Source organism: Shewanella saliphila, assembly GCF_014648295.1.
Lineage (GTDB): Bacteria > Pseudomonadota > Gammaproteobacteria > Enterobacterales > Shewanellaceae > Shewanella > Shewanella saliphila.
The window spans coordinates 1-26,900 of the sequence record NZ_BMQV01000019.1 but is presented as its reverse complement, the minus strand read 5'-3'; the positions used below and the strand labels follow the sequence as shown (position 1 = coordinate 26,900).

Genomic DNA, 26,900 nt, shown 5'->3' with positions numbered 1-26,900 from the left:
TATTCATTGAGTTGCGCAAATGATGGTGCACAACCCTTTATATTGTTTACTTAAAAGACGTTATTTAGTCTTCTGAACTGTTGTCTTCATCAATAATTTGAATCGGTTTGACTTTACGGCGCATTGGCGCGTCACCCACGTCAACACCAGTAATAAAGCGTTTGTCGCGCTTAGGTGCTGCTTTGGCCTTTTTAGCCTTATTGGTTTTATTGCCTGCAGCGACCTTGCTTTTGCTGGTGGCGGTTTTACCGGTTGTTGGCTTATCTTTTAAGCCACTGAATTTAGCTTTCATGCCCTCAATAACTGTGAGGTCAAAGTTTTTACGTAAAAACAGCTGCACTTTCTTAAAGCTGTCCCAATCTTTAGGACCAACAAATGAGATAGCATCACCTTTAGCGCCAGCACGGCCTGTACGGCCAATACGGTGTACGTATTCTTCAGCAAATTTTGGCATGTCAAAGTTAATCACTAATGACACGTTAACTAAATCAAGACCACGAGATGCCACATCGGTGGTAACCAGTATTTGCGACTGACCACGAGCAAACTTGTCCATAATTTGATTACGAGCAGATTGTTTTAAGTCGCCGCTCAATGCTGAGGTGGCAAAACCTTCTGCTGCTAATAATGTCGCTAAACGGTCGGTATCAGAGCGTGTCGCAGTAAAGATGATGACCTGCTTGTGCTGTTCTTGCTTAAGAATGTGCTGCAACAATGCTTGTTTATGGTCTAAGTGATCCGCAAGGATGATACGCTGGACAATATCTTTATGCTCAGTATACGACTCACCAATGGCCACATGGCTCGGCGTTTTAAGCAAAGTGGCAGCAATTTCGTTAATGCTGTCGTGATCTAACGTGGCAGAGAACATTAATGTCTGGCGACGCTTATGATCGGCTGCATCATTAATGGCTTTTAACTGCGGTGCAAACCCTAAGTCGAGCATACGGTCGGCTTCATCAAGTACCAGCAACTCAAGCCCATTTAAATACAGGTGACGTTGTTGTAAGTGATCGGCAATACGACCTGGCGTAGCCACAATAAAATGTGGGTCACGTGCCAGAGCTTTAGCCTGGTCGTTAAAGTTTTCGCCGCCTAATACACTAATCGCTTTGTATTGGGTGTTGGCCACTAATAAACGCAGTTGGCCATATACCTGTTGAGCTAATTCGCGAGTGGGTAATAATACCAATACCCGCGGGTCTTTTTTAGACAAAGCGCGAGTCGAGATAACGCGCTGCATAGCGGGTAATAAAAACGCTAAAGTTTTACCTGAACCCGTTTTAGACGAGGCCATTAAATCTTTACCAGATAAGGCAATGGGCAGTGCTTGCGCTTGAACATCGGTCGGCGTGGTAATGCCAAGGTGCTTTAAACTGTCAAGCAGGCGCTTGTCCAATTGAAAATCGGTAAATTGCAAAGGTAAATCCCCTAAAAAATGATAGCCACGGATTATAGCCGTTTCACTGTGCTATAGCCAACAAGAGTCGCTTTAGTTATGCTATTTTTTGACAGTCATCATTTGTGGGTAAAATCGATAGGAAGATTGCTTTTGACATAAACGATGGTGGTTGAGTGATAGGGATCATAGTGTGCTAGAAAGGAATAAATATGACAAAGCTGACTGTAGGATTAGCATTAGGCAGCGGCGCCGCAAAAGGGTGGGCGCATATTGGGGTCTTAAAAGGATTAGCCTCGTTAGATATTTATCCAGATAAAATCGCCGGTTGCTCTGTGGGCGCATTGGTTGGAGCGGCTTATGCTAATGAGCATTTAGATGAGCTTGAAACCTGGGTCAGTGGTTTTTCTAGCTGGGATGTACTCGGGCTCATGGATTTAGGCTGGCGTAAAGGCGGCTTAATTAGTGGCGAAAAAGTGTTTGACGTTTTAGCGGGCCGTATTGGCGATCTTAACATTGAACAGCTCAAATGTCCCTTTGCTGCGGTGGCAACAGACTTATATTCTGGACAGGAAATTTGGTTCAGAGAAGGAGACTTACGCCATGCCGTGCGAGCATCGTGCTCGATGCCGGGATTTTTACCGCCAATACAGCAAGACAACCGCTGGTTAGTCGACGGCGCTGTGGTGAACCCTGTGCCAGTGTCTTTGTGCCGTGCCATGGGGGTCGATATTGTTATTGCGGTTGATTTAAACGGTCATCGCCGTGGTCATATGCACATGTTACCAGAACAAATTAAAAGCCGCGTGCCTAAACCATCAGAACCGATAGCCGAGAAAAAACAGTTAGAGTCGGGTTTTATGGATTTATGGGGTAAAGGCAAAGATTACATGAGCGGCTTAACCGATAAGTTTTCCCTTGGCGGCAGTAAAACACACCCTGGGATGATTGCTGTAATGTCGCAATCAATGGACATTCTTGAGCAGCGCCATAAACGTTCACGGTTGATGGGCGAACCACCTGATATTTGTATTGTGCCCGATGTTGCTGATATCGGTACCATGGAATTTCATCGTGCTAAAGAAGCGATTAAAGCGGGTGAAGCCGCAGTACATGACATTGCCCATTTATTAGAAGCAACATTATTTAAGCGATAATAAGTCGTAACAGGTTACACATTATCCATGGCATCCAGATGTAGCCTGTTGCGGCGCGATTTTTAGCATTTTTTGCTAAGTAGATTCACTATTCCTGTTATACCCACCAGTCTGCTTTCTTATGATCTGGATCAAAGAAGCTTATCTCGATATAGCGCCTAATACACAGCATATAGTGTTAATTGATACTGCCGCGCCGATATATGGTGTTTTATGCGGCAGTCAGAAAAAGGTGAATTGTATGCTTGTTGTGGTGAAAAGGGACGGATGCCGTACTGCGTTTGACGCGAGTCGTATTAAAGATGCGGTAGTGGCTGCAATGGATTCTGCAGGGCAAGCAGACCATCAATATGCGTTAGAACTGGCTGAAACGGTACAAGCGCAAATGGCTGATAAAGCCCAGGTAGATATTCATGACTTACAAGATGCCGTTGAAGTCTTGTTAATGTCTGGCCCCTTTAAATCAGTCGCACGTCATTATATTGAATACCGCCACGACCGTGACAAACATCGTGAAGCACAAAGCAAATTAAATTGCGCAATTCGTGGTTTAGTTGAGCAATCAGACAGTGCTATTTTAAACGAGAATGCCAATAAAGACGCTAAGGTGATCCCCACTCAACGTGACTTATTAGCCGGCATTGTGGCTAAGCACTATGCTAAAACGCATTTATTGCCTAAAGATGTCGTCGCCGCCCACGAAAAGGGTGAAATCCATTACCACGATTTAGACTACGCACCTTTTTTCCCAATGTTTAACTGCATGTTAATTGACTTAGCTGGCATGTTAACTCACGGCTTTAAAATGGGTAATGCTGAAATTGACACACCTAAATCAATTTCGACAGCAACAGCGGTCACGGCGCAAATTATTGCCCAAGTGGCGAGCCATATTTATGGTGGCACAACCATTAATCGTATCGATGAAGTGTTAGCGGAGTTTGTGCAAAAGAGTTATCAAAAACACCTTGCTGTGGCAAAAAAATGGCAGGTAGCTGACGAAGAAGGGTTTGCGATGACGCAAACCGAGAAAGAGTGTCACGATGCCTTCCAGTCTTTAGAGTATGAGGTCAACACCTTACATACCGCAAATGGACAAACGCCATTTGTGACCTTTGGTTTTGGCCTAGGTACCTCGTGGGAGTCACGTTTAATTCAGCAGTCAATGCTCACCGTACGTATGGCAGGTCTGGGTAAAAACCGCAAAACAGCAGTGTTCCCTAAATTGGTGTTTGGCATTAAAGATGGCGTGAATCATAAAGCGACTGACATTAATTACGACATTAAAAAAATGGCGCTTACTTGCTCAAGCATGCGCATGTATCCTGATATTTTAAATTATGATCAAGTGGTTAAAGTGACTGGTTCATTTAAAACACCAATGGGGTGTCGCTCATTTTTGGGTGCCTATGAAGAAGACGGTCAATTAATCCACGAAGGGCGTAACAACCTAGGTGTAGTGAGCTTAAACTTACCGCGTATCGCCTTAGAAGCTGGTAACGATGAACAGCGTTTTTATCAGTTATTGGATCAACGTTTATTAATCGCTCGTAAAGCGCTCGATACTCGTATTGCGCGTTTAGAAGGCGTTAAAGCGCGTGTTGCACCGATTTTATATATGGAAGGTGCATGCGGCGTGCGCTTAAATGCTGATGATGATGTCAGCGAAATCTTTAAAAATGGCCGCGCATCGATTTCATTAGGCTTTATTGGTTTACATGAAACCATCAATGCCATTTATGGCCACGACAAACATGTGTTTGATGATGCGGCACTTCGCGATAAAGCGGTGGCGATTATCAGTAAACTCAAGCAAGCGACTGAATCTTGGAAACAAGAGACCGGTTATGGCTTTAGCTTATACAGCACACCAAGCGAAAACTTATGCAGCCGTTTTTGCCAGCTTGATACCGCACAGTTTGGGGTTGTTGCTGGCGTGACCGACAAAGGGTATTACACCAACAGCTTCCATTTAGATGTTGAGAAAAAAGTTAATCCGTTCGATAAAATTGATTTTGAACAGCCTTATCCAGCAATCGCTAATGGTGGGTTTATTTGCTACGGCGAATACCCCAATATGCAACATAACATTGAAGCATTAGAAAACGTGTGGGATTACAGCTACAGCCGAGTGCCTTATTACGGCACTAATACCCCCATTGACGAATGTTACGATTGCGGCTTTATTGGTGAGTTTAATTGTACCAGCAAAGGTTTTGTATGCCCTAAGTGTGGCAACCATGAACCTAGCCGAGTGTCGGTTACCCGCCGAGTATGTGGTTATTTGGGCAGCCCAGATGCAAGACCATTTAACTTTGGTAAACAAGAAGAAGTTAAACGCAGAGTGAAACATTTGTAATGCATTACAGTGCTTATCACAGTGTTGATGTTATTAATGGCGAGGGCACCCGCTGTACATTATTTGTTAGCGGGTGCGAACATGCCTGTAAAGGGTGTTATAACCAAAGCACCTGGCGTGTTGATGCGGGCCATGTATTTACTCAAGCACTTGAAGACCAAATCATTGCTGATTTAACGGACACTCGCATTTCGCGTCGTGGTTTGTCGTTAAGTGGCGGCGATCCGCTGCACCCTGCTAATGTTGAAACCATTTTACATTTAGTTAAGCGGGTTAAGCGTGAATGTCCAAACAAAGACATTTGGCTGTGGAGCGGTTATCAGCTTGATGAGTTAAGCGAGGCGCAACACGCTGTGATTGCATTGGTTGATGTATTGATTGACGGTAAGTTTGAGCAAGAAAATGCTGAACCCGCGCTATTGTGGCGCGGAAGCAGCAATCAGATAATCCACCGATTTACCCGTGAGTGATCCCAAGCTGATGGCGATAACGCTTAGTGCGTTGTTTGGTTTTAAATTGATCAACCACTAAGCACCACAACGGCGAATCATTGGTTTGTGGCGCTTGCCCCTGACTCATGCGTCTTAATTGTCGTTTAATCATTGCCATTGTGGCTAATCCCGCCAGCGTTTTATTTTGCCAATCAACCCGAGGCAATTGTGGGCTAAATTCTGGCTGCGTTTGCCATAAATTCGCTAAGTTAGGGTAAAATGCCAATGCACTGGCTACACCACACATCACAAAGCCTGCATCGAGTACTTGTTCGGCAACCGCTTTACGGCTAATCCCGCCGGTTAACATCAATGGAACCGTCGACTTGGCCACTAATTGGCTAGTCAAACTGAGAAAATAAGCCTCTCGGGCGAGGGTGCGTTCATCGGCGCTGCGACCTTGCATGGCGGGAGCTTCATAACTGCCGCCAGATAATTCCACCATATCAACTTGATATTGCGCCAGCATAGCAATGACTTTTTCGGCGTCATCAATATCAAAGCCGCCACGTTGAAAGTCAGCTGAATTAAGCTTTACTGCGATATCAAATTTATCTCCGCAGCGCAGCCTGACTTGCTTAACGATCTCAAGCAGTAATTTTGCTCTATTTTCAAGACTGCCGCCCCATTCATCGCTGCGCTTATTGGTGAGCGGTGACAAAAATTGCGCTAATAAATAACCGTGAGCAGCATGGATTTGCACGCCATCAAAGCCGGCTTGCTGGGCTAAGCTTGCTGTGGTCACAAAGCGGTTAATGACATCGATAATTTGTTCATGAGTCATGGCTTTAGGCTGTGAAAACATCGATGAATGTTTGCCCAAATCTAGCGCGATAGCCGACGGCGCTAGGTTTTTACCGCCCATGGCTTTGAACACCTGCCTACCAGGGTGGTTAAGTTGCATCCATACTCGGGCGTTGTTTTGTTTGGCAATGTTGGCCCACTGTGTAAATGGCGCTAAATCACTGTCGGCCTCTAATGCGACGCCTCCTGGGCCTGTCATGGCGTAACGGTCAACCATGACATTACCGGTAATCATTAAACCCACGCCACCCTTTGCCCATGCATCATAAAGTGCAAACAGTGCGCTATCAGGTTGTTGTTTTGCATTGGCTAGGTTTTCTTCCATGGCCGCTTTGGCGAGGCGATTAGGGATAATGCTACCGTTAGGTAAGGTATATGAGTTAAATAATCTGTCGGCCATTAAATATTGTCCTTAATGAAGGGGATTAGATTATCCCTCTTTATTGATTAACCTGAGCTCGGGATAAGGGATGAACTTATTTTTTTAAAATCAACATGTTACTCCTACTGACTTTCAGGCTTGTCATTTGTTCTGCTAACAAGGCGAATTGACGCGTCAATAGCGAGTCTATTGTAAGTCGATTCAAGGCAGTTAGTAGGGCAAAGGACTGTTTGAAAGACATTTATTATCTCGAGCTCAGGTTGATTAATGCCCGTTATCATAAAGTAATACCACCATAAACAAAAACACTGCCAAACACAGTAACGTGCAGGCAGTGTTTTGTGTGGTGTTGAGTGGTTTTGATTAGATACGGTAGGTTACCGTTAATTTCGCATTACGCTCTTCACCTGGTAAACCACCTAGGAACATGGCTTTTTCGTAATATGATTTGTTGAGCAAGTTATTAATATTTAGTTGAACTTTATAACGTTCCACATCATAACTAATGGCTGTGTCAAATACGGTGTAACTTGGCACATAACCGTCTGGAATACCAAATGAGCTTGAGTTAGTGCTACGCTGGCCGACATATTCAGCGCCTAAACTAATAGAAACCGGTGCGGGAAGATCAAGCTCAGCAGCATAAGTGACCCAAGTGCTTGCAGTGACGTATGGTACCCCTTTTTGACGTTGCCCATAGTCACTACTATTTGGATTTTGGTTGTCTCGTGCATCTTGATACACTGCATTTGCGTTAACTTGCCATTGATCGTTCAAATAGGCATTGAGATCTAATTCAACCCCTTTAGTGTCTTCGCTACCATCATAGAAATAGGGTTCAATGTCTGTGGTTGTCTGGCTACTGTCATAATCTGGATTCGAATAAGCCACGTTTGTTCGCGATGTTTTAAAGAACACCAATGACGCCAGTAATTGATCGTCAAACGCTTTCGTACGAAGACCAATATCGCTACTGACCGATTCAGAATCTTCTCTATCAGCTTCGCTGCCTGTTACATCACCGAGGACGCTATAGGCTGTACGGCCCTTAGAATGATTGACGAAAATTGAAATATCGTCAGTTGGCATATAAGTTAACCCTAAATTGAAGGTTATGCCGTTATCTGTGGTATCTGCTTCCGGTTGCGGCTCAGCTAAACTACTGCTGTAACGTGAATCAACACCTAGATGTTGGTAAGTTTGTTTAATTTCATTAAATGCGACGCCAATACGGCTAGTAAATCCGCCACCTAAATAACCAACATGTTGTACACCTACACCCCAAGCGGCTACAGTTTTATTGTAATTACTGGTCAATAATGGATCGTAGTCTTCAAAATCACCTTCACCCCAATTAGGATCTCTAATGTCGTAGATATATGGAAGTGAACCTTGATATGTTACGTCGCCATTGCTGTCTGTTAATACATAATCAGCATCCCAAATTGAATATTGCTGAAAACGAATGGTACGGTCTTCAAAGTTGGCATTCACCAACAATTCGTTTTCAATGTTGCCAATATCAAAGTTGTATCGTAAATCGGCAAAGTATTGCCATGATTCTTCATCTGCAGAGACTTTACGGTATTCCTGACGACGGGCTGCGTAAGGGTAAAGAACATCGTCTTCAACTAGTGGGGCTCGTGGGTCATCGTTAATGACACCGTTTCTTTCCCAATAAACATAGTTATAGGCGCCCGTTTGGCGAGCAAAACTGGTGTCATAGTTACGGTATTGCAACTGTTGATTTAAGAATAGATTATCCGTTAAATAAATATTATGGGTTAATTTGAAGCGAAGTTCTTCGCCTTCGTTATCTTTAGCCATAGGCGAAATTAAGCCATTATGTCCAAAGTCATAGGGGGTTTGCCCATCTGTGCTACTAAGAGAATCTGCGAGTTGTTGACGCTGTTCATCTGAGAGTTGCACCCCATTACCATTAGGATCATTAACCAGATCTTCCCCGCTAACTTGGTCTGCTGTTTTCCCATCGACAGAGTCTGCGTTATAGATTCGTATAGGATGACCGATGGAGTCAACAGGAATTGAATCGTTGATGTAAGCGACAGATAGCATGATATTTTGGTCATCGCTTAAGTCAAACTTCAACGTGCCATACACTTCATCTCTATCGGTTCCGAGGTCACGATATCCATCACTGCGCGCACTTTTGGCGACAACCCTATAAGCGACATCATCACTGACGGCCCCAGTGCTGTCAGCCATAAATGAATAAGTGTCCCATTGGCCCACCTCTGCTTCAAATAGGTGTTGACTGACAAACTCTGGTTTTTTCTCTATTAAATTGATTACGCCGCCAGCACTGCCAATACCGTAAAGCCCAGTAGCAGGGCCTTTTAAGACTTCAACTGAACTGACGTTAGTTAACGATCTTGTAGGGTTAAACGTATTGCCTAAACCGGCACCTCCATACATTCCGTCATAAGTGTAATTAGCGCCTAAACCTCGAATAATTAAATTATCACCTATACCATAGTTGTTACCCGCTTGAGTTACACCACTGATGTTACGTATTAAATCTTGCATATTGCTCACGCCTTGTGAGTCAATTAACGATTCATCGACAATCACGACCGCAGCAGGTGTTTCCATGAGTGACATGTCGGATTTGGTTGCAAGTCCTGAATTCCTGACCACCAGGTTTTGACGACCATAAACCGTAATCCGTTCATAATCATCAGATGAGATTTGGGGTTCTGCGATGATGTCATCGGGTGACTTATCTTGAGCATAAACAGGAAATAACGCACTGTGACATGCGATAGTGAGCAGTGATAAACGGAGCGATTTCATAGATGCGACCTTTGTGTAGATAAGGGCGCGAATGATAATGATTATCATAAACATTGCAATATTATTATTGTCTAAATGTAAAAATTTACATTTAGACACAATAGGTTGTGTGGAAAATAACCAAAATCGTATTGAAGCCTAACCATCAACCATGACGTTAAGCGATATAGATAGTGTGAAGAGATGACTTGTTACGATTAATCGCTTTTAATTGAATGGAATCCTTCAACTAAAAGTTATTGTCAAAGAAAATGCTGCAAACACAATTTTAGTTTAACTCTTTGTGTTTATGAATGCGCGATTAGAAGGTGCACCGAAATAGCAGGAAAATTGTTATTTGACTCAGATAACCTTGGTTTGGTTGTCGCATATTAAGTGGTTTTGGGTATATAATCTGCGTCCGAAAAGGTGTTGTATCGGCACAATAAAGTCGCCTTTCACTAAACACACCAAAGTATTTAAGGTATTCAAATGAATTTAAAGCAAGAACTGCAAACATTAAATGATAAATTAGACAAGTTTCGTCGCAAGCTTGTTGCGGCTGAACAACGCGGTGATACTGCGGTTATCATGCAGTTTAAGAAAGAAATTACCACTGTCACTAAGCGTATTGCCAGCATTAAAGGTCAGCAAACTCGCCAGTTAAGCAAAGAAGGTACTGCGTTAAAAACGCTTGGTTTTAAGCGCGTGCTAACGAAAGCTGAACAAGCTGATATGGGCAAATTAAATAAGTCTGTTAAAGGCTTGGTTGTTGTGCATCCTTTAACGGCACTAGGTCGTGAAATGGGCATTTCAGAAGTGACTGGTTTTGCTCCAGCTAAATTTTAATTAAATCTTTTACAGTTAGTTGTCGTAAGGTTAATTCATGTCGATAAAATATATCGCAACATCTAAATTACCCACTCCTTGGGGTGTGTTTGATATGCACGGTTTTGAAGAAACCGCTACAGGTAAAGAACATGTTGCGCTGACATTTGGTCAAATTGATCCTAATCAAGCTATATTGGGCCGAATTCATTCAGAGTGTTTAACGGGTGATGCATTATTCAGTTTGCGTTGCGATTGTGGTTTCCAATTACAATCTGCGATGCAAAGTATTGCTGAAAAAGGCCAAGGCTTTTTACTGTATTTACGTCAAGAAGGCCGCGGTATTGGCTTGCTTAATAAAATTCGTGCTTACGAGTTACAAGATGCTGGTGCTAATACGGTTGAAGCCAATGTGCGTTTAGGCTTTGAGGCTGACATGCGTAAATATGACATGATAGCGCCTATGCTTAAACAAATTGGCGTAGAAAAAGTCAACCTAATGACCAACAACCCACGTAAAGTGATGGCCATGCAAAATGTGGGCATTGAAGTGGTTGAGCGTATTCCATTGCAAGTGGGCAAAAACCGTTACAATGAGTCATATTTAAAAACCAAGTCAACTGAGCTTGGCCATATGATGTCTGAACATCATTTCAACGATGAATAAGCAAAACGAACGCTAATCATATGGCAATGAAACCAGAACGTCATCTTTGGCATTTGGATTTATCACCATTGAGTCAATCAACGTTTGCTTTCCCCGCGCTAAACCGCCAGGTTTTATCAATATGTGCCATTATCGGTTTGAACAGCATGAGCCATCATGCTGTAGCCGATGAACTTATCAGCTCTGAACCCGATGCCTCTCATTATGCGTTTGCCAATTACCTTGGTAGCGGTATTTACCGCACTTCTGGTCAAAGCGCCGCCGTTGTTAATGTGCCGTTAGGGTTTGATTTAGACCACTCTGACGAGCATATATTGAAACTGCGTTTAACCGCTTCATTAGGCTTTTTTGATTACTCGTTTAATGATTTGCCGGGCGGCAGTTTCCCTAAAAGTGTCGGGACAATTACCATTACCCCTGGCATTGAATACCATTGGCTGGTGGACGAGCAGTTAACCATCGAAAGTTATGTTGATTTAGGTTACGGCCATAATTTTTCAACCCATAGCCATGTAGGGATATTTTCGACTGGCTTGTCGACTCAATACCGTTTTAACTCTCCTGAATATAGCCCTGTATGGGTTAATCGTATTTATTATGCTGGTTATAAAAGTAATCAAAACGACAGCACTGAAGGGTATTCGGTATTTAAAACCGGAGTTGATTTTGGTGTTAATTATGATTGGACATGGAATGATACTCGCGTTGAACCGCGCTTTTTTGCCGCCGGACATTGGTATTTTGATCAGCTAAAGTTTGTTACACCTGTTGGCGATAATGTATTGACGTCATATACGTACGAAGTCGGAACGACGTTGGCGTTTTCAAAACCGTTAACATTGGCTGCTATTGGGTTAGACAGTGTTGAATTTGATCGTTTAGGCCTGAGTTATCAAGTGGGTGGTGGGTTAAAGGTGTGGCGCTTGATCTTTGAGTTTCCGTTGTAAAGTGAGCGTGTGATTATAACCGTGCTATCGAAAACTTAAAAAAGTGCTGAATTATCAGCACTTTTTGCTTTTAGTATTATCCATTTCCCCAAATGTCGGCATTAACCGGTTTTGTTGGAGTCTCTGCTCCCTCAGCGGTCGATTTTTTAGCGGCAAATTGCGGCTTGGCTGCGGCTCTGCGAGAGTCATCTTTAGGGGGCGGTAATGGTAGCTTATTGGCTTTAAGGTACAAGTATTCAACTTTGTCACGTGCCCAAGGGGTTTTACGTAAAAACTTTAAGCTCGACTTAACACTTGGGTTTTCTTTAAAACACATAATGTTAATTCTAGAAGCTAATTCTTCCCAACCATATTTTTCAACAAGTTCGGTGACGATAGTTTCCAGCTTAATGCCGTGAAGAGGGTTGTTTGCTTGTGTCATGGACCGTTTGAGCTAATTAAGTTTGTCGATATTATACCTGTATAACAACGAAAGTGATATCCACACAAAAACGGCAGCCGAGGCTGCCGTTTTATCATGAGGGGAAGATTATTGCTCGTTTGCTAGCGTGATGTTGTCTTCATCATCTGAATCAATATTACCTTTACCTTTGGTTTTAATGATAATCAGTGCGGCAACAATTGTTGTAGTCACAATACCTGCCACTGTCGATACTGTCATGGGTAAGCCTGCACCTAAGGTTGATGAGTTCAACATAAAGCTAATCACAACACAGGTCATAAACATCGCTGGTACAGTACAAATCCAGTGGAACTTATTATGACGAAGTAAGTAAGCCGCAGCAGTCCAAAGCATCAGTACCGCTGTGGTTTGGTTAGCGACACCAAAGTAGCGCCAGATAATACCGAAGTCGACTTGAGTTAATACCGCACCGATAGCAAATAATGGAATGGCTAACAAAAGACGTTTTGGTAACTGAACCTGTTTGATGTTAAAGAACTCGGCCAAGATTAAGCGTGCAGAGCGAAATGCGGTATCGCCAGAGGTAATTGGCAGTACGATAACACCCAAAATTGCTAAGAAGCCACCAAATGCGCCAAGTAACCCGTTAGATGCTTCGTATACTACGTTTGCAGGGTTACCCGCCATACCGGCATTAAGACCTTCAACACCACCAAAGAATGATAATGCAATGGCACACCAGATTAACGCGATAACACCTTCACCAATCATGGCACCAAAGAACACAAAGCGACCATTGGATTCGTTTTCAACACAACGCGCCATTAATGGTGATTGAGTTGCATGGAACCCTGATACGGCACCACATGCAATGGTAATGAACAGCGCTGGCCATAATGGCATATCGTTAGGATTAAGGTTGGTAAAGAAATCACCCATAACAAAACCAGGTAACATGGTGTGTTCAGATGACAGCATTAATGCAATGGTTAGGCCCACTGACATAAACACTAATAACGCGCCAAAGAATGGGTAAAAACGACCGATGATTTTATCGATTGGTACGATGGTCGCGATTAAGTAGTAGCAGAAAATGACCCCAACAAAGATAGCGGCATCGTATCCTGTTAATTTGCTTAATAAGCCTGCAGGCGCCGAAATAAAGACCACACCCACTAACAGTAATAAGATAATCGCAAACAGATTCATAAAGTGTTTAGCGTTTTTACCTAAGTATTTACCGGCTAAATTAGGTACCGATTGACCATTGTTGCGCACCGATAGCATACCTGAGAAGTAATCGTGCACGGCACCGGCAAAAATACAACCAAATACAATCCATAACATGGCTGCTGGGCCATATAATGCGCCTAAAATAGGGCCAAAAATAGGGCCGACACCGGCAATGTTTAATAACTGAATTAAATACACTTTACCTTTAGACATTGGCACGTAATCGACGCCATCCGTTTGGGTAAAAGCAGGTGTTTGTCTTTGAGTGTTAATGCCGAATACTTTTTCAACAAAAGCCCCGTAAATAAAATACCCACCGATGAGTAAGCCAACGCAGAGTAGAAACCAAGTCATTTTTTATATCTCCCCATAAATATAGTAAGACAAGGTTAAAGTATCTCTGTGAACAATGGGGACGAAACTCAGTAACAGGTCAATTTGATGGTGTAAGCGGTAAATAACCCCCTTAATCCGTATTATCGTTAAGCAAAGCGTGCTGTATATCACGCATAAAGTTGATCACTGAAACCCCAGTAATTGCTTTAACTCTTTAAGGTAGCGACGTGATACCGGCACTTTAGCGCCTGTGTGAGTGGTGACTTCTGCGCCGCTGTCGGTGATTTCAATTTCTGATATCGCATCTGCTGAGAGTAGATATTGTTTATGGCATCTAAATAACGACGTTTTTTCTTCTAATACTTTGAGGGTGAGCTGAGTGTGAGACACCCCTCTATTTGAGTGAACATGAATACCGCCCACATCACTGACAATAAATTCAACATCGGTGGTGGTGACCACTTTGAGTTTACTGCCAATGTAGCAAGGTAAGTGAGCCAGTTGGCTGGGTAATATGTTTTCCATCGGTTGTGGTGTCATATTACTACGCACTTTATCGAGGGTTTGATTAAAGCGTTTTTCATCAATCGGTTTTAATAAATAATCGAATGCATTGTTATCAAACGCTTTTACGGCGTATTCATCAAAGGCGGTAATAAATACCGCTCGTGGCATTTGTTCTGGGTTGAGCATGGCGATTAATTCCATACCGTTGATCCGCGGCATTTGAATATCAACAAAGATTAAGTCTGGCTTATGTTGATTAATTTGTTGTAAAGCTTCAATGGCATTACCGCATTGACCTAACACGTCAAAGTCTGGATATTTATCAAGCAAATCAGCCACTTCCTGACGAGCAAAGGGTTCATCATCAATAATTAAACAGCGGATCATAATGTGGCCTCTTCAAGGGGAATACGCACTTGTACACAAGTGTATTCATCTGTTTTGCAGTGAACCTCGATACCATATCGTTCACCAAAAAGATTTTGTAATCGTTTATGGACGAGGTTCATCCCTAATCCCTCAGTATTGGTTGAGGGTTGGTATAACCCAGCATTGTCGGTAACGCTGAGGATCAAATCTGTGCCGTCGGTGCTGGCTTCGACCTTTATCACGCCTTCATCGAGCAGCAATGAAGTACCATGTTTAACCGCATTTTCGATTAACGGCTGCAAAGTAAATGCTGGCATTTTGTGGTGATGATAAATGGCGGGAATAGCAATACTCACCTTAAGTTTGTCGATAAAACGGGCGTGCTCAATGGCGAGATAAGCGTCGATATGTTCTAGCTCATCAGCGAGGGTCACCAAGCCTGTGGTGCGTGTGAGGTTGATGCGCAAAAATTGCGACAATTGCTTAATCAGCTTTTTGGCCATGGGTGGGTCACGGCTAATAATTGCGCCAATGGTGTTTAAAGCATTAAACAAAAAATGGGGGTTAACCTGGGCGTGGAGTAATTTAATTTCGGCTTGCATCAATAAGTTTTTTTGCTGTTCAAAGCGGCCATATAAAATCTGATTGGACAGCAAACGGGCAATACCTTCACCCAAAGTACGGTTGATGTTAAGAAACAGCTTATTTTTAGGCTCATACAGTTTAATGGTGCCAACAACTTCGTCGTTACTGCGCAAGGGAATAACTAAACTTGAACCAAGATTACAATGAGTTGATATGGAACAAGCGTAAGTTGTGTCAACGCCGTCGGCAAACATCACCTTGTTTTGAGCGATGGCGTCTAAGGTGATTTTTGATGAAATCGGCGTATTGGGCAGATGGTGGTCGGCGCCAATCCCAATAAAGGCTAATAGTTTGTGTCGGTCGGTAATCGCTACTGCTCCAACTCGGGTTTCTTCAATGATAATTTGCGCCACTTTTTGGCTAGACTCTTCATTAAATCCTTTCGATAAAATACCGACACTGCGCTCAGCAATTTTTAGGGCATTGGTTGAAAAACTTGAAGATAATTTATCGAACATGGTTTTTTGGTCGCGCACTATGCTCATAAACATGGCCGCGCCCAAAGAGTTAATTAATAGCATGGGAGGAGCAATCACATAAACCAATTCCCAGGCTTGATCGAACGGTTTGGCAATGAGCAAAATCAGGCTCATCTGTAATAACTCGGCCGCAAATGTCACCATAAAAACCCAGACAGGGTTGTATAGCGACTCTTCTTTGCCAAGTTTTTTTAAATAATAACTGAATAAACCGGCAGATAATCCTTCGAGTGTTGTTGAAATTGCACAAGCCAGATCGGTAAAGCCGCCCATAGAGTATCGGTGCAAGCCACCTGTTAAGCCCACAAAGAAACCAGTAACCGGTCCGCCAAGTAGTCCGCCTAACACGGCGCCCATTGCTCGGGTGTTGGCTATCGCGCCGGTGGTTTGTTCACCAAAATAGGTTGCCAGAATACAAAACAGCGAAAACACCACATAAATAAAGACTTTGTGGGGTAAACGTTTTGAGCTTTCGGCAAATAACTTAAATAGCGGCGTTTTACTTACCAAATACACAATAACGAGGTACACGCACATTTGTTGCGTGAGTAATAAAATCAGCGACATGAGTTCTCACAAGATAATGATAACGGTTGAGTTACCCCAATCGAAGTTAAGTGGCGTAGCTAAATTAGCATGGGTGAATGATATTAAGTGAAATGAAACACCGTTAACGTGACGACTTACTCAATATGGTTAATTGAGCCGTGTCTTGCTGCTGATAAAACTCATCTATCAACACTCTAAGGATTTTTGATTTAGCTATTTTGGTGGTTTTAGCTATTTCGTCAAGTTGTGAAATACTTTTTTCGGTCAGGGTAAACGTGGCATGGCGGTAAATTTTAGTGCTCTTTTTATCGAGCCCTTTAAGAAATTGCGCCGTGGTTTGCCCTGGCGGATTTTGCCCCGCAGTTTTACCTTGAGCATAGTTATTGGCGTCTTCAATAAACTCATCGACGGACACTTTGTTACGCGTGTCTTTGAGCTTCTTGCGCTTAAGATCAGTTAAACTCATAACGGTTTTCTGGCGGAATGGCAAAAAGCTCATCGGCGATGGCACGTATCTCGTCGGCCGCTTTGCCATCGGATTCAATTTCTAATACTGAAGAGCCACTTTCTTCGCTGTCATCATAGATATTACGACTAAAGGTGACAGAGTTTAGGGCGCGTAATCCAAAAGACTGTACGACTTCTTTAGCTTCTAAAATACGTTTAGCTTGTGATGGCAGAGCAGGGCATTGGGTGATAACAATCGACGCCACCATTTTAGGGTTTACCATTTTACAGGTGCTTAGCATGTCTTCCATGTGCGGTAAGGTTTTTAAATCACGGCGTTTAGGCCGTAATGGAATGACCACATAAGTGGCGACTGACATAGCCGCACGCATGGCTAAGTTATCTTGGCCACCACAATCAACAATCACATAGTCAAAGCGCTCGTCCAAACTTAATAAGTCATTACGGATTTTGCCGTAGAGTTGAATACAGTTAATAGCTTTTAAGCTGGGGTCATTGTTACGAGCTTGGATCCAATCAGATGTGGTTCGCTGTGGGTCACAATCAACCATCAACACATTGGCATCAAATTTTTGGGTAATATACACCGCAAGGTTTTGGGCTAAGCAGCTTTTACCGCTACCCCCTTTTTCTCCACCAACGAGCAATATCATGTTTGGGTCCTCTATGCTTAACTAACGCTGCAAATAGTTGATGCTGGTTATTTATTGAGTATAGAGCAGCCCACTAAGACTGCATGAAATATTCAATGATTTAAATTAATTGAAGTGCAATATGGTAACTTTGTGCATGACATTCTGTGCATCGGCACACTTGGCCTTTAATGGTATTTTGCTTAGGGGTATTCTCATTAAATGTCACCGCCACTAAGTCACCGAGCTTAAATGCGGCTTTAAAATCAAACAAAATACCTTTACGGGCTAAATCGATACAAATTCCATGATCTTGGCAAGACTCACCTTTGGTGTTTATCCAGTCCAAACGCACTCGCTCAGCTTCCATATCGACTCGAAGTGAACCGCGTTTTTCATCAAATCCAGTTGGCTCTTGGCCCATAGTGTCGCTCCTTGAATATCAAAACACTGAAATAATGCATCATTGTCTGCCACGTTAAATGGCTTAATGTTTTATCTTAACCATATTGTTAGCACAAATGCTTTGTTAAGCAAGCGCTAAGCTATCCTTGTAGTAAACTCAAAAACCAGATTAGACGTTGTTATCGATGTCGCTACTGAGCTGTTAACTGTCGTAATCTTGGTTTTTAGGGTAAGGCATTTTGATTTGCCCCCAACGGATCACAATCACAGTACACGCCAATACTATGGTGGATAATGATATGGCCAATATGCGCCAGTCTTCCATCCCCTTCATGTCTAAAATCAGGTATCGCGCTAATGCCACAATTGCAATGTACAGTGGCATGCGGATGGGCAACTTGCCTGACTCAATATAGTTAACCACCATGGCCAGGACTTCGAGATAAATAAACAGCAATAACAGATCTGCCAATTCAACGGTACGAATGTCAATCATGTGGAGAATTTCTTCGCCAATGGCAAATAAGGTGGCCAGAGCAATGATGAACAAGACTAGGTGTTCAAAGCTCTTTAAGGATTTGATGCTTAACTCTTTCGCTTTATGTAATGGCATAGTTGTTATTCTTTGAGCAAATGAATCTGTATTATCAACGAGTTTTGAATATTTGCCCAGTGATCAGGCTCAACTTTAACAAATTCAAAGATAAAAAAACCGCTAATAGCATTGCTGCTATTAGCGGTTTTATGAATACGTGTCGTATTGAGGTATTAGCTTAACGCTTTAACCCATCGTTCAGTAACGGACGCATCGTTTTCACTAGCTGCGTGGTTACTTTTGGGCTACCGGCAACAATGTTACCTGAAGTCATATAATTGTGAGCGCCCATAAAGTCGGTCACGGTACCGCCAGCTTCACGACAAATTAAGTCGCCTGCAGCGATGTCCCATGGCTTTAAGCCGATTTCAAAGAAACCATCTAAACGGCCAGCAGCAACGTACGCAAGGTCTAATGCAGCAGAACCTGCACGACGTAAATCAGCACATTGTGGGAAGACTTCACCTAAAATAGCCATATAGCTTTCGGTGTGTTGACGTGCCTTGAATGGGAAGCCAGTACCAATAATGGTGTTGCTTAGGTCATTGACATTGGTTACACGTAAACGGAATTCGTTTAACTTTGCGCCTTTACCGCGAACGGCAGAGAACAATTCTTCACGAACAGGATCATAAATAACGGCAACTTCAATTTTGCCTTTATATTGAACTGCGATAGAAACCGCAAAATGAGGAATACCACGAACGAAGTTGTTGGTGCCATCCAAAGGATCAACTATCCAAACGTAATCTTTGTTGTCGCCACGGTTTTCACCGTCTTCTTCGCCCACGATAGTGTGATCTGGGTAAGATTTACGAATTTGATAAGTAATAGTTGCTTCTGCTTCCTTGTCTACACTAGTCACAAAATCATTAATACCTTTACTACTAACCTCAACACGGTCAAGTTCAGTATAGGCGCGCATAATAGTTTGGCCCGCAGCGCGTGCAGCGCGCGTGGCAATAGTCAGCATCGGATGCATTGCAATCCCCTGGATGTTAAAGAACGAGTAAAATAGCGCCCGCATTATACTCAATTTAACAATTATATCAAATGCAGATTTTCATATAACGTAATAAAAATGACTGTGTTAATATGCGAGCAATATTTTTTGTTGAAAGAAAGTGGTACATGCTCAGTAATATTCGTGTTGTTTTAGTTGGAACGTCTCATCCTGGCAATATTGGCTCTACTGCAAGAGCGATGAAAACCATGGGCTTATCAAACTTATACCTTGCTGAGCCTCGAGTTGAGCCAGATGGCCAATCAATTGCTCTTGCTGCTGGTGCGTCAGATATTTTAAAAAATCTCACTAGAGTTGACTCATTACAAGATGCCATTGCAGATTGCAGTTTAGTGATTGCCACTAGTGCGCGTAGCCGTACTTTGGATTGGCCAATGCTCGACCCGCGTCAAGCAGGGCAAAAGCTGACCCAAGAGTGTTTGAATGGTCCCGTTGCGATTGTATTTGGCCGTGAAAACCATGGGTTAAGCAATGAAGAACTTCAGCAATGCACATATCATGTGGCGATACCTGCTAACCCTGAATACAGTTCACTCAACTTAGCGCAAGCGGTACAGATTATCTGTTATGAAACGCGTGTGGCGCATTTAGCCCAGACAGAAGCGCCAGCAGAAGCTGAAGAGTATCCGTTGACAGTTGAGCTTGATAGATTTTTTGTGCATTTAGAGTCAACCTTATCGAAAACGGGTTTTGTGATAAAAAATCATCCTGGTCAAGTGATGACTAAACTGCGTCGTTTATTCACTCGTGCGCGAATTGAAGCGCCTGAAATGAATATTCTTCGTGGTATTTTGAGTTCTGTTGATAAGAAAATGGACAAACAAGACTAATCCATAAGGAACACCCCATGGCCGTCATTGCTAGAATGAAAGAAGACATCGAGTCGATTTACCATCGTGATCCTGCTGCAAACAGTACCCTCGAGATTTTATTTAACTATCCGGGTATGCATGCCATTTGGATACATAGAGTGAGCCACAAATTGTGGTTAGCAAAATGGCATTTTACTGCGCGCTGTTTATCGACGTTTTCACGTTGGTTAACTGGGGTTGAGATTCATCCTGGGGCAACAATAGGTCGACGCTTCTTTATCGATCACGGCATGGGCGTAGTAATAGGTGAAACCGCTGAGATTGGTGATGATTGTACGCTTTATCACAGTGTGACTTTAGGTGGAACGACCTGGCAAGCAGGTAAACGTCATCCAACGTTAGGTAATAACGTGGTGATTGGCGCGGGTGCAAAAGTATTAGGCCCCATTACGATGCACGATGGTGCGCGGGTTGGTTCAAATTCGGTAGTCGTAAAAGATGTGGCAAGCGATCACACTGTGGTGGGGATCCCTGGCCGAGTGGTTGCATCACCCACTAACCAGTCAAAAGAAAAAACTGAGCGCCGCACAGAAATGGCCAAAAAGTATGGCTTTGATGCTTACGCTGTGTCGCCTGATAATCCTGATCCGGTGGCAAATGCCATAGGCCAAATGCTTGATCATATGCATTTAATGGATTCTAAACTTCAAGAGGTATGCCAGTCCATTCAACAAATGGGCGGTGAGGTGTGTACTAAAAAGTTACCAGAATTAACCGTTGATGCCTTCGATGAAGCAGAGCGAAATGCAGCCAGTAATCGTAAGCAAGATATCGATAAGTTTGATCCAAGTATTTAACCATAACTAAGTCATTGTAGATACAGGTCAAAAAAATAGCCGATAATGCGATTAATTACCTTATCGGCATTGAATCTTAGCGGATAAAAAGGTTAAATAGCCCGGCGAAAACCGATACCTTTTTGTTATATCAAATACCTTAATACCTGAGTTATTTAGTCGGATTAATACTTGACTAAATTACTCGGGTATGATGAAATTACTGCATACTTTTTGGGAGCAGTACAAGTTATGAAACTTACATCAAAAGGTCGCTATGCAGTGACAGCTATGTTAGATGTTGCTATTCACTCAGCTGCAGGCCCAGTGCCCTTAGCCGATATTTCTGAGAGACAAGGTATTTCTTTGTCTTATCTTGAACAACTCTTCGCAAAGTTACGTAAACATGGTCTAGTGTCGAGTGTTCGTGGACCCGGTGGTGGTTATCGTTTAGGTTTAGAAGCCGTTGATATTTCAGTTGGTATGGTCGTGCATGCCGTTGATGAATCAGTCGATGCTACTCGCTGTCAAGGACAAGGTAACTGCCAAAGTGGCACTCGTTGCCTAACCCATTCGTTATGGGGCGACTTAAGTAAACAAATTTCTGAGTTTTTAGATGGTATTTCGCTTGCAGGCTTAATGCAAAAACGCGATGTTCAATTTATCTCGTTAAAGCAAGACGAAATGCAAAAGGAACATAGAGTGAGTTTGTAACTCAACTATGTTGATTGATAAATAATTATTATTTGTACGTTGTATGTAGCCTCATCTGAGACTGCTAAGTACGGAGTGTGTTATGAAGCTTCCTATCTATTTAGATTATGCCGCAACAACCCCTGTAGATCCGCGTGTCGCAGAAAAAATGGTGCAACACATGACAATGGACGGCGTGTTTGGTAATCCAGCATCGCGTTCACATCGTTATGGTTGGCAAGCTGAAGAGGCAGTTGATATTGCCCGTAATCAAGTTGCTGACTTGATTAATGCAGACCACCGCGAAATCGTTTTCACTTCTGGTGCGACAGAATCTAGTAACCTCGCTATTAAAGGTATTGCTCATTTTTACAATAAAAAGGGCAAGCACATCATCACCAGTAAAACTGAACATAAAGCAACGTTAGATACTTGCCGTCAGTTAGAGCGTGAAGGTTACGAAGTCACTTACCTTGAGCCAGAAGCCAATGGCATCATCCCAATGGATCGTTTAGAAGCGGCCATGCGTGATGACACCATTTTAGTTAGCATCATGCATGTTAACAACGAAATTGGCGTAGTACATGACATCGATGCTATCGGTGAGTTATGTCGTTCAAAAGGTATTTTCTTCCACATGGATGCTGCGCAAAGCGCAGGTAAATTACCGATTGATGTGCAAACCACTAAAGTAGATTTAATTTCGATTTCTGGTCATAAGATGTATGGCCCTAAAGGTATCGGCGCATTATATGTTCGTCGTAAGCCACGTATTCGTCTTGAATCTCAAATGCACGGTGGTGGACACGAGCGTGGTATGCGCAGTGGTACTCTCGCGACTCACCAAATTGTTGGTCTGGGCGAAGCTGCGGCCATTGCCAAGCAAGACATGGCTGAAGACGGTGCACGCATCACTCGTTTACGTGACAAATTATGGAATGGCATCAAAGATATTGAAGAAACCTATATCAATGGTGATATGGAACAGCGCTACAGCGGCATCTTTAACGTAAGCTTCAACTTTGTTGAAGGCGAATCGCTAATGATGGCACTGAAAGACTTAGCCGTTTCTTCAGGTTCAGCCTGTACCTCAGCCAGTTTAGAACCAAGCTACGTTTTACGTGCTTTAGGTTTAAACGATGAAATGGCTCACAGCTCAATTCGTTTTTCTATCGGTCGTTTTACTACCGATGAAGAAATTGAACATGCTATTAAAACGATAACTGAATCTATTGATAAGTTACGTGAAATGTCTCCTCTTTGGGAGATGTTCAAAGATGGTATCGATTTGAACCAGGTTCAATGGGCACATCATTAATCGTTTAACGACAAAGATTTAGGAGCAATATCATGGCTTATAGCGAAAAAGTAATCGATCATTATGAAAACCCACGTAACGTAGGTTCATTTGATAAGAACGATCCATCAGTAGTCACCGGTATGGTTGGTGCGCCAGCTTGTGGTGACGTAATGAAGCTGCAACTTAAAATTGGTGCTAATGGCATTATTGAAGATGCAAAATTCAAAACCTACGGTTGTGGTAGTGCGATTGCATCAAGCTCACTGGTTACTGAATGGGTTAAAGGCAAAAGTGTCGACGAAGCAGCAACAATCAAAAACGCTGATATCGCTGAAGAACTTGCATTGCCACCGGTTAAAATTCATTGTTCAATTTTGGCTGAAGATGCCATTAAAGCAGCAATTGAAGAGTATAAAAGTAAGCAAGCTAAGTAAGACTTAGACCTGGAGTGTAGATGGCTATTTCAATGACACCAGCGGCAGCAGACCGAGTCAGATCGTTTCTTGCTAACCGCGGCAAAGGCTTAGGTTTACGCCTTGGATTGAGAACATCAGGTTGTTCAGGTATGGCATACGTTATTGAGTTTGTTGACGAACTCAATGACGATGATGAAGTCTATAACATCGATGGTGTTAATATCATCATCGATGCTAAAAGCTTTATTTATTTGCAAGGTATTGAACTCGACTTTGTCAAAGAAGGCCTAAATGAAGGTTTTCAGTTTAATAACCCGAATGCAAAAGGCGAATGTGGTTGCGGTGAAAGCTTTACCGTTTAAACATTACCTGAGCCGTTTTATCGAAAACAGTAAGCATGATATCTGCCCATGAATTATTTCGATCTGTTTAATCTAGAACCTGCCTTTGATATCGACACCGCCTTACTTGCAGAGCGCTACCGCGAGCTGCAACGGGCGGTACATCCCGATAAATTTGCCAACGATACTGAACAACAAAAAATGTTGTCTGTACAACGTACAGCGCAAATTAACGATGGCTACCAAACGCTTAAAAATCCCTTACGTCGTGCTGAGCACATGTTGAGTTTACGTGGCATTGAATTAAGCCATGAAACCACCACCCTAAAAGATGGTGCATTTTTAATGCAGCAAATGGAGTGGCGTGAAGCATTAGAAGACATCCAGCATAGCCAGCAACCACAAGACTTAATTGACGAGTTATACGACTCTTTCAGCGAATTTGAATCATCGTTATCGGTTCAATTAGCCACGTTACTCGCCTCAAACGATCAAACTGACGCATTATTAGCAGCAGATCAAATACGTAAGCTTAAGTTTATGGCAAAATTGCAAGATGAGTTAAGCCGCATTGAAGATAGTTTGCTTGACTAAGTAAGGCATACATTAAATTTTATGACTAGCAATGCTGGTCAATAACACAACAAGTTGGAACACTATGGCACTGTTGCAAATTGCAGAACCTGGCCAAAGCGCCGCACCGCACCAACATCGTTTGGCTGTGGGGATCGATCTTGGCACCACTAATTCACTTGTGGCCACAGTGAGAAGCGGACTTGCATCGACCCTAGAAGATGACGATGGCCGTCATTCATTACCGTCGGTAGTGCATTATGGTGAAGAAGCTGTGCAAGTGGGTTATGAAGCCCAAGCAAAATCAGCGTTAGATCCACAAAACACTATTGTATCGGTTAAACGTTTTATGGGCCGAAGCTTGGCTGATGTGCAATCGGGCGTTCATAAATTACCTTATGCATTACACGCAAGTGAAAACGGTTTACCTGTATTTAGCACACCAATGGGCCAGGTTAACCCTGTACAAGTGTCAGCAGAAATTCTCAAGCCGTTAATTGCTCGAGCAGAAACAACGTTAGGCGGCGAGCTGCAAGGTATTGTGATTACCGTGCCGGCCTATTTTGATGATGCTCAACGTCAAGGCACAAAAGATGCGGCTGAATTACTCGGCGTCAAGGTACTGCGTTTACTCAATGAGCCAACAGCTGCTGCGATTGCTTACGGATTAGATTCTAAGCAAGAAGGCGTGATTGCGATTTATGATTTAGGTGGTGGTACCTTTGATATCTCAGTACTGCGTTTAAATCGTGGTGTCTTTGAAGTATTGGCCACTGGCGGTGATTCTGCATTGGGCGGCGATGATTTTGATCATCTATTAGTGAGCCATTTACAACAAGTGTGGAATATCACTGAGCCCAACAATCAGTTGGCGCGTCAGTTATTAATTGAAGCACGTCGTGTTAAAGAAGCCCTAACAGAAAATGACAGCACTGATGCTAGTGTGGTGATTGATAATCAAACATTAACGACTTCAGTTGATAAATCGTTATTTAATGAACTGATTAGCGCATTAGTTAAAAAGACCATTAGCAGTTGCCGCCGTACTTTACGTGATGCTGGCGTGAGTGTTGATGAAGTCATTGAAACCGTCATGGTGGGTGGTTCAACGCGTGTACCGTTAGTGCGCGAGCAAGTCGAAGCCTTCTTTAAAAAAGCCCCTCTGACCTCCATTGACCCTGATCGCGTCGTGGCGATTGGCGCTGCAATTCAAGCTGATATTTTGGTGGGTAATAAACCTGAATCAGACTTGTTATTGTTAGATGTCATTCCATTATCGCTTGGTGTAGAAACCATGGGCGGACTGGTTGAAAAAGTCGTAACCCGTAATACCACAATCCCGGTTGCCCGTGCGCAAGAGTTTACTACGTTTAAAGACGGTCAAACTGCGATGGCATTCCATGTGGTACAAGGTGAGCGTGAACTGGTTGAAGATTGCCGTTCATTGGCCCGGTTTACGCTTTACGGTATTCCACCGTTAGCTGCGGGTGCTGCGCATATTCGTGTGACGTTTCAAGTCGATGCCGATGGCCTGTTAAGTGTTACCGCGATGGAAAAATCAACCGAGGTGAAAACCACCATTCAGGTTAAACCCTCATTTGGTTTGTCTGACACTGAAATTGCCACCATGCTTAAAGATTCAATGAAGCACGCAAAAGACGACATCACTCGTCGTATGCTGGCTGAGCAAAAAGTCGAAGCCGCACGTGTTATTGAGTCGCTCAATGCTGCACTGGCTAAAGACGGTGATTTACTCGAAGAGCAAGAGCGTCAGCAATTAGCTTCTGCCATTGCTGAGCTAGCAGCAACAGCACAACAAGATGATGTTGATGCAATCGAGAAAGCCATTGCTAATTTAGATGAACAAACTCAAGATTTTGCGTCACGACGCATGGATAATTCTATTAGATCGGCGCTAAAAGGGCAGTCGGTCGAAAACATATAGGTGAAATAATGCCACAGTTAGTATTTTTACCCCATCAAGAGCTTTGTCCTGACGGCGCAGTACTTGAAGCAGAAATTGGTGAAACCATTTTAGATGTTGCACTGCGTAACGGTATTCACATCGAACACGCTTGTGAGAAGTCATGTGCTTGCACTACATGTCATGTGGTTGTGCGTGAAGGCTTTGACCAACTAGAAGAAAGTGATGAGCTTGAAGATGACATGCTAGATAAAGCATGGGGTTTAGAGCCTGAAAGCCGCTTGTCTTGCCAAGCTAAAGTGGTTGACTGCGATATGGTGATTGATATTCCTAAATACACCATTAACATGGTTAGCGAAGGCTAAACAACGTATTGGATAGTAAAAAGGGTAATGATAATGTCATTACCCTTTTTTGTTTGCCCAGCGAAGCTGGCAAACCCGTCAGGTTGAAAGAAACCTGAATCACCCCGACTGAGGGGAAGATAATCCGAATGGCAAGGGCGTTGCTGGCCAACGGCAGGGTCTGAAGGA

At 43.0% G+C, this 26,900-nt stretch carries 27 protein-coding genes and 1 pseudogene; 15 read left to right on the top strand and 13 right to left on the bottom strand.

The genetic code is table 11. The features are described from left to right. Positions 1-64 precede the first annotated feature (64 nt). The gene (locus IEY48_RS10680; protein WP_188920115.1) at positions 65-1,420 is read right to left on the bottom strand and encodes a DEAD/DEAH box helicase; all 1,356 of its coding nucleotides are present in this window, start codon (positions 1,418-1,420) and stop codon (positions 65-67) included. A gap of 191 nt (positions 1,421-1,611) precedes the next feature. Between IEY48_RS10680 and rssA the strand changes: the two genes are divergently transcribed. The 3 genes from rssA to nrdG all read left to right on the top strand — a co-directional run bounded on the left by rssA (position 1,612) and on the right by nrdG (position 5,385). After that, on the top strand, positions 1,612-2,556 hold the full coding sequence (gene rssA, locus IEY48_RS10675; RefSeq protein ID WP_188920113.1) for a patatin-like phospholipase RssA: 945 nt from the start codon (positions 1,612-1,614) through the stop codon (positions 2,554-2,556). A 241-nt stretch (positions 2,557-2,797) separates the two neighbouring features. After that, positions 2,798-4,915: an anaerobic ribonucleoside-triphosphate reductase gene (nrdD, locus tag IEY48_RS10670; protein ID WP_188920111.1), complete on the top strand. Its 2,118-nt coding sequence runs from the start codon at positions 2,798-2,800 to the stop codon at positions 4,913-4,915. Then, positions 4,915-5,385, top strand: coding sequence for an anaerobic ribonucleoside-triphosphate reductase-activating protein (gene nrdG / locus IEY48_RS10665; protein ID WP_188920109.1), 471 nt, complete (start codon positions 4,915-4,917; stop codon positions 5,383-5,385). Before nrdD ends, nrdG begins: the two co-directional genes overlap by 1 nt. Here the strand turns inward: nrdG and IEY48_RS10660 are convergent. Both IEY48_RS10660 and IEY48_RS10655 read right to left on the bottom strand, forming a co-directional pair. After that, complete coding sequence (locus tag IEY48_RS10660; protein ID WP_188920107.1) at positions 5,372-6,610, bottom strand: NADH:flavin oxidoreductase/NADH oxidase family protein; 1,239 nt, start codon at positions 6,608-6,610, stop codon at positions 5,372-5,374. The genes nrdG and IEY48_RS10660 overlap by 14 nt on opposite strands. Before the next feature lie 345 nt (positions 6,611-6,955). Continuing rightward, positions 6,956-9,406, bottom strand: a complete 2,451-nt coding sequence (locus IEY48_RS10655) for a TonB-dependent receptor (protein WP_188920106.1) — start codon at positions 9,404-9,406, stop codon at positions 6,956-6,958. A gap of 471 nt (positions 9,407-9,877) precedes the next feature. On the opposite strand from IEY48_RS10655, the gene IEY48_RS10650 reads away from it, so the two are divergent. From IEY48_RS10650 to IEY48_RS10640, 3 genes are read left to right on the top strand one after another with little or no spacing between them, the layout of a single operon-like run. Next, positions 9,878-10,234 (top strand): YibL family ribosome-associated protein, encoded by a 357-nt coding sequence (locus IEY48_RS10650; RefSeq protein WP_188920104.1) that lies wholly within the window; start codon positions 9,878-9,880, stop codon positions 10,232-10,234. 37 nt (positions 10,235-10,271) lie between these two features. After that, the gene (ribA, locus tag IEY48_RS10645; protein ID WP_188920102.1) at positions 10,272-10,880 is read left to right on the top strand and encodes a GTP cyclohydrolase II; all 609 of its coding nucleotides are present in this window, start codon (positions 10,272-10,274) and stop codon (positions 10,878-10,880) included. Positions 10,881-10,900: 20 nt separating this feature from the next. Further along, a complete protein-coding gene (locus tag IEY48_RS10640; RefSeq protein WP_229786402.1) occupies positions 10,901-11,827 on the top strand; it encodes a hypothetical protein in 927 nt (308 codons plus the stop codon). Between the two features lie 76 nt (positions 11,828-11,903). Here the strand turns inward: IEY48_RS10640 and IEY48_RS10635 are convergent, their stop codons facing one another. The 9 genes from IEY48_RS10635 to suhB all read right to left on the bottom strand — a co-directional run bounded on the left by IEY48_RS10635 (position 11,904) and on the right by suhB (position 19,430). Then, positions 11,904-12,248: a VF530 family protein gene (locus IEY48_RS10635; RefSeq protein ID WP_188920100.1), complete on the bottom strand. Its 345-nt coding sequence runs from the start codon at positions 12,246-12,248 to the stop codon at positions 11,904-11,906. 108 nt (positions 12,249-12,356) lie between these two features. Then, positions 12,357-13,817: a carbon starvation CstA family protein gene (locus tag IEY48_RS10630; RefSeq protein ID WP_188920099.1), complete on the bottom strand. Its 1,461-nt coding sequence runs from the start codon at positions 13,815-13,817 to the stop codon at positions 12,357-12,359. Positions 13,818-13,982: 165 nt separating this feature from the next. Continuing rightward, positions 13,983-14,693 (bottom strand): two-component system response regulator BtsR, encoded by a 711-nt coding sequence (btsR, locus tag IEY48_RS10625; RefSeq protein ID WP_188920097.1) that lies wholly within the window; start codon positions 14,691-14,693, stop codon positions 13,983-13,985. After that, positions 14,690-16,366 (bottom strand): sensor histidine kinase, encoded by a 1,677-nt coding sequence (locus IEY48_RS10620; protein WP_188920095.1) that lies wholly within the window; start codon positions 16,364-16,366, stop codon positions 14,690-14,692. The genes btsR and IEY48_RS10620 overlap by 4 nt, the downstream gene beginning before the upstream one ends. Positions 16,367-16,469: 103 nt before the next feature. Beyond that, positions 16,470-16,814, bottom strand: coding sequence for a replication protein RepA (locus IEY48_RS10615; RefSeq protein WP_188920093.1), 345 nt, complete (start codon positions 16,812-16,814; stop codon positions 16,470-16,472). Beyond that, positions 16,801-17,469, bottom strand: a complete 669-nt coding sequence (locus tag IEY48_RS10610; protein ID WP_188920090.1) for an AAA family ATPase — start codon at positions 17,467-17,469, stop codon at positions 16,801-16,803. The genes IEY48_RS10615 and IEY48_RS10610 overlap by 14 nt, the downstream gene beginning before the upstream one ends. A 100-nt stretch (positions 17,470-17,569) precedes the next feature. After that, complete coding sequence (locus tag IEY48_RS10605; RefSeq protein WP_188920087.1) at positions 17,570-17,872, bottom strand: PilZ domain-containing protein; 303 nt, start codon at positions 17,870-17,872, stop codon at positions 17,570-17,572. 183 nt (positions 17,873-18,055) lie between these two features. Then, a complete protein-coding gene (locus tag IEY48_RS10600; RefSeq protein ID WP_188920079.1) occupies positions 18,056-18,466 on the bottom strand; it encodes a phosphate-starvation-inducible protein PsiE in 411 nt (136 codons plus the stop codon). Positions 18,467-18,626: 160 nt separating this feature from the next. Further along, entirely contained in the window at positions 18,627-19,430 is an 804-nt protein-coding gene (gene suhB / locus IEY48_RS10595) for an inositol-1-monophosphatase (protein ID WP_188920075.1), read from the bottom strand. Between the two features lie 149 nt (positions 19,431-19,579). On the opposite strand from suhB, the gene trmJ reads away from it, so the two are divergent. The 9 genes from trmJ to fdx all read left to right on the top strand — a co-directional run bounded on the left by trmJ (position 19,580) and on the right by fdx (position 26,732). Further along, positions 19,580-20,302 carry a tRNA (cytosine(32)/uridine(32)-2'-O)-methyltransferase TrmJ gene (trmJ, locus tag IEY48_RS10590; RefSeq protein ID WP_188920186.1) on the top strand — a complete coding sequence of 241 codons (723 nt, stop codon included), beginning with the start codon at positions 19,580-19,582 and terminating at the stop codon, positions 20,300-20,302. Between the two features lie 17 nt (positions 20,303-20,319). Beyond that, complete coding sequence (gene cysE / locus IEY48_RS10585) at positions 20,320-21,141, top strand: serine O-acetyltransferase (RefSeq protein WP_188920073.1); 822 nt, start codon at positions 20,320-20,322, stop codon at positions 21,139-21,141. A gap of 231 nt (positions 21,142-21,372) precedes the next feature. Then, on the top strand, positions 21,373-21,834 hold the full coding sequence (gene iscR / locus IEY48_RS10580) for a Fe-S cluster assembly transcriptional regulator IscR (RefSeq protein WP_160054303.1): 462 nt from the start codon (positions 21,373-21,375) through the stop codon (positions 21,832-21,834). An 82-nt stretch (positions 21,835-21,916) separates the two neighbouring features. Next, positions 21,917-23,131, top strand: a complete 1,215-nt coding sequence (locus IEY48_RS10575; RefSeq protein WP_188920071.1) for an IscS subfamily cysteine desulfurase — start codon at positions 21,917-21,919, stop codon at positions 23,129-23,131. A 32-nt stretch (positions 23,132-23,163) separates the two neighbouring features. Further along, positions 23,164-23,547, top strand: a complete 384-nt coding sequence (gene iscU / locus IEY48_RS10570; protein WP_188920068.1) for a Fe-S cluster assembly scaffold IscU — start codon at positions 23,164-23,166, stop codon at positions 23,545-23,547. Between the two features lie 20 nt (positions 23,548-23,567). Further along, positions 23,568-23,891, top strand: coding sequence for an iron-sulfur cluster assembly protein IscA (gene iscA / locus IEY48_RS10565; protein WP_188920066.1), 324 nt, complete (start codon positions 23,568-23,570; stop codon positions 23,889-23,891). A gap of 48 nt (positions 23,892-23,939) precedes the next feature. After that, a complete protein-coding gene (gene hscB / locus IEY48_RS10560) occupies positions 23,940-24,464 on the top strand; it encodes a co-chaperone HscB (protein WP_188920063.1) in 525 nt (174 codons plus the stop codon). A gap of 64 nt (positions 24,465-24,528) precedes the next feature. Further along, on the top strand, positions 24,529-26,388 hold the full coding sequence (gene hscA / locus IEY48_RS10555; RefSeq protein WP_188920060.1) for a Fe-S protein assembly chaperone HscA: 1,860 nt from the start codon (positions 24,529-24,531) through the stop codon (positions 26,386-26,388). 8 nt (positions 26,389-26,396) lie between these two features. Beyond that, a complete protein-coding gene (fdx, locus tag IEY48_RS10550) occupies positions 26,397-26,732 on the top strand; it encodes an ISC system 2Fe-2S type ferredoxin (protein ID WP_188920057.1) in 336 nt (111 codons plus the stop codon). Here fdx and IEY48_RS20425 read toward each other — a convergent pair. Then, positions 26,719-26,900 (bottom strand): annotated as a pseudogene (locus IEY48_RS20425) (hypothetical protein); the annotation flags it as partial. The gene fdx and the pseudogene IEY48_RS20425 sit on opposite strands and share 14 nt — an antisense overlap.

Excerpts from the sequence above, each read along its gene's own strand:
- rssA (WP_188920113.1), top strand. The coding sequence starts at position 1,612 with ATGACAAAGCTGACTGTAGGATTAGCATTAGGCAGCGGCGCCGCAAAA.
- nrdD (WP_188920111.1), top strand. The coding sequence starts at position 2,798 with ATGCTTGTTGTGGTGAAAAGGGACGGATGCCGTACTGCGTTTGACGCG.
- nrdG (WP_188920109.1), top strand. The coding sequence starts at position 4,915 with ATGCATTACAGTGCTTATCACAGTGTTGATGTTATTAATGGCGAGGGC.
- IEY48_RS10660 (WP_188920107.1), bottom strand. The coding sequence starts at position 6,610 with ATGGCCGACAGATTATTTAACTCATATACCTTACCTAACGGTAGCATT.
- IEY48_RS10655 (WP_188920106.1), bottom strand. The coding sequence starts at position 9,406 with ATGAAATCGCTCCGTTTATCACTGCTCACTATCGCATGTCACAGTGCG.
- IEY48_RS10650 (WP_188920104.1), top strand. The coding sequence starts at position 9,878 with ATGAATTTAAAGCAAGAACTGCAAACATTAAATGATAAATTAGACAAG.
- ribA (WP_188920102.1), top strand. The coding sequence starts at position 10,272 with ATGTCGATAAAATATATCGCAACATCTAAATTACCCACTCCTTGGGGT.
- IEY48_RS10640 (WP_229786402.1), top strand. The coding sequence starts at position 10,901 with ATGGCAATGAAACCAGAACGTCATCTTTGGCATTTGGATTTATCACCA.
- IEY48_RS10635 (WP_188920100.1), bottom strand. The coding sequence starts at position 12,248 with ATGACACAAGCAAACAACCCTCTTCACGGCATTAAGCTGGAAACTATC.
- IEY48_RS10630 (WP_188920099.1), bottom strand. The coding sequence starts at position 13,817 with ATGACTTGGTTTCTACTCTGCGTTGGCTTACTCATCGGTGGGTATTTT.
- btsR (WP_188920097.1), bottom strand. The coding sequence starts at position 14,693 with ATGATCCGCTGTTTAATTATTGATGATGAACCCTTTGCTCGTCAGGAA.
- IEY48_RS10620 (WP_188920095.1), bottom strand. The coding sequence starts at position 16,366 with ATGTCGCTGATTTTATTACTCACGCAACAAATGTGCGTGTACCTCGTT.
- IEY48_RS10615 (WP_188920093.1), bottom strand. The coding sequence starts at position 16,814 with ATGAGTTTAACTGATCTTAAGCGCAAGAAGCTCAAAGACACGCGTAAC.
- IEY48_RS10610 (WP_188920090.1), bottom strand. The coding sequence starts at position 17,469 with ATGATATTGCTCGTTGGTGGAGAAAAAGGGGGTAGCGGTAAAAGCTGC.
- IEY48_RS10605 (WP_188920087.1), bottom strand. The coding sequence starts at position 17,872 with ATGGGCCAAGAGCCAACTGGATTTGATGAAAAACGCGGTTCACTTCGA.
- IEY48_RS10600 (WP_188920079.1), bottom strand. The coding sequence starts at position 18,466 with ATGCCATTACATAAAGCGAAAGAGTTAAGCATCAAATCCTTAAAGAGC.
- suhB (WP_188920075.1), bottom strand. The coding sequence starts at position 19,430 with ATGCATCCGATGCTGACTATTGCCACGCGCGCTGCACGCGCTGCGGGC.
- trmJ (WP_188920186.1), top strand. The coding sequence starts at position 19,580 with ATGCTCAGTAATATTCGTGTTGTTTTAGTTGGAACGTCTCATCCTGGC.
- cysE (WP_188920073.1), top strand. The coding sequence starts at position 20,320 with ATGGCCGTCATTGCTAGAATGAAAGAAGACATCGAGTCGATTTACCAT.
- iscR (WP_160054303.1), top strand. The coding sequence starts at position 21,373 with ATGAAACTTACATCAAAAGGTCGCTATGCAGTGACAGCTATGTTAGAT.
- IEY48_RS10575 (WP_188920071.1), top strand. The coding sequence starts at position 21,917 with ATGAAGCTTCCTATCTATTTAGATTATGCCGCAACAACCCCTGTAGAT.
- iscU (WP_188920068.1), top strand. The coding sequence starts at position 23,164 with ATGGCTTATAGCGAAAAAGTAATCGATCATTATGAAAACCCACGTAAC.
- iscA (WP_188920066.1), top strand. The coding sequence starts at position 23,568 with ATGGCTATTTCAATGACACCAGCGGCAGCAGACCGAGTCAGATCGTTT.
- hscB (WP_188920063.1), top strand. The coding sequence starts at position 23,940 with ATGAATTATTTCGATCTGTTTAATCTAGAACCTGCCTTTGATATCGAC.
- hscA (WP_188920060.1), top strand. The coding sequence starts at position 24,529 with ATGGCACTGTTGCAAATTGCAGAACCTGGCCAAAGCGCCGCACCGCAC.
- fdx (WP_188920057.1), top strand. The coding sequence starts at position 26,397 with ATGCCACAGTTAGTATTTTTACCCCATCAAGAGCTTTGTCCTGACGGC.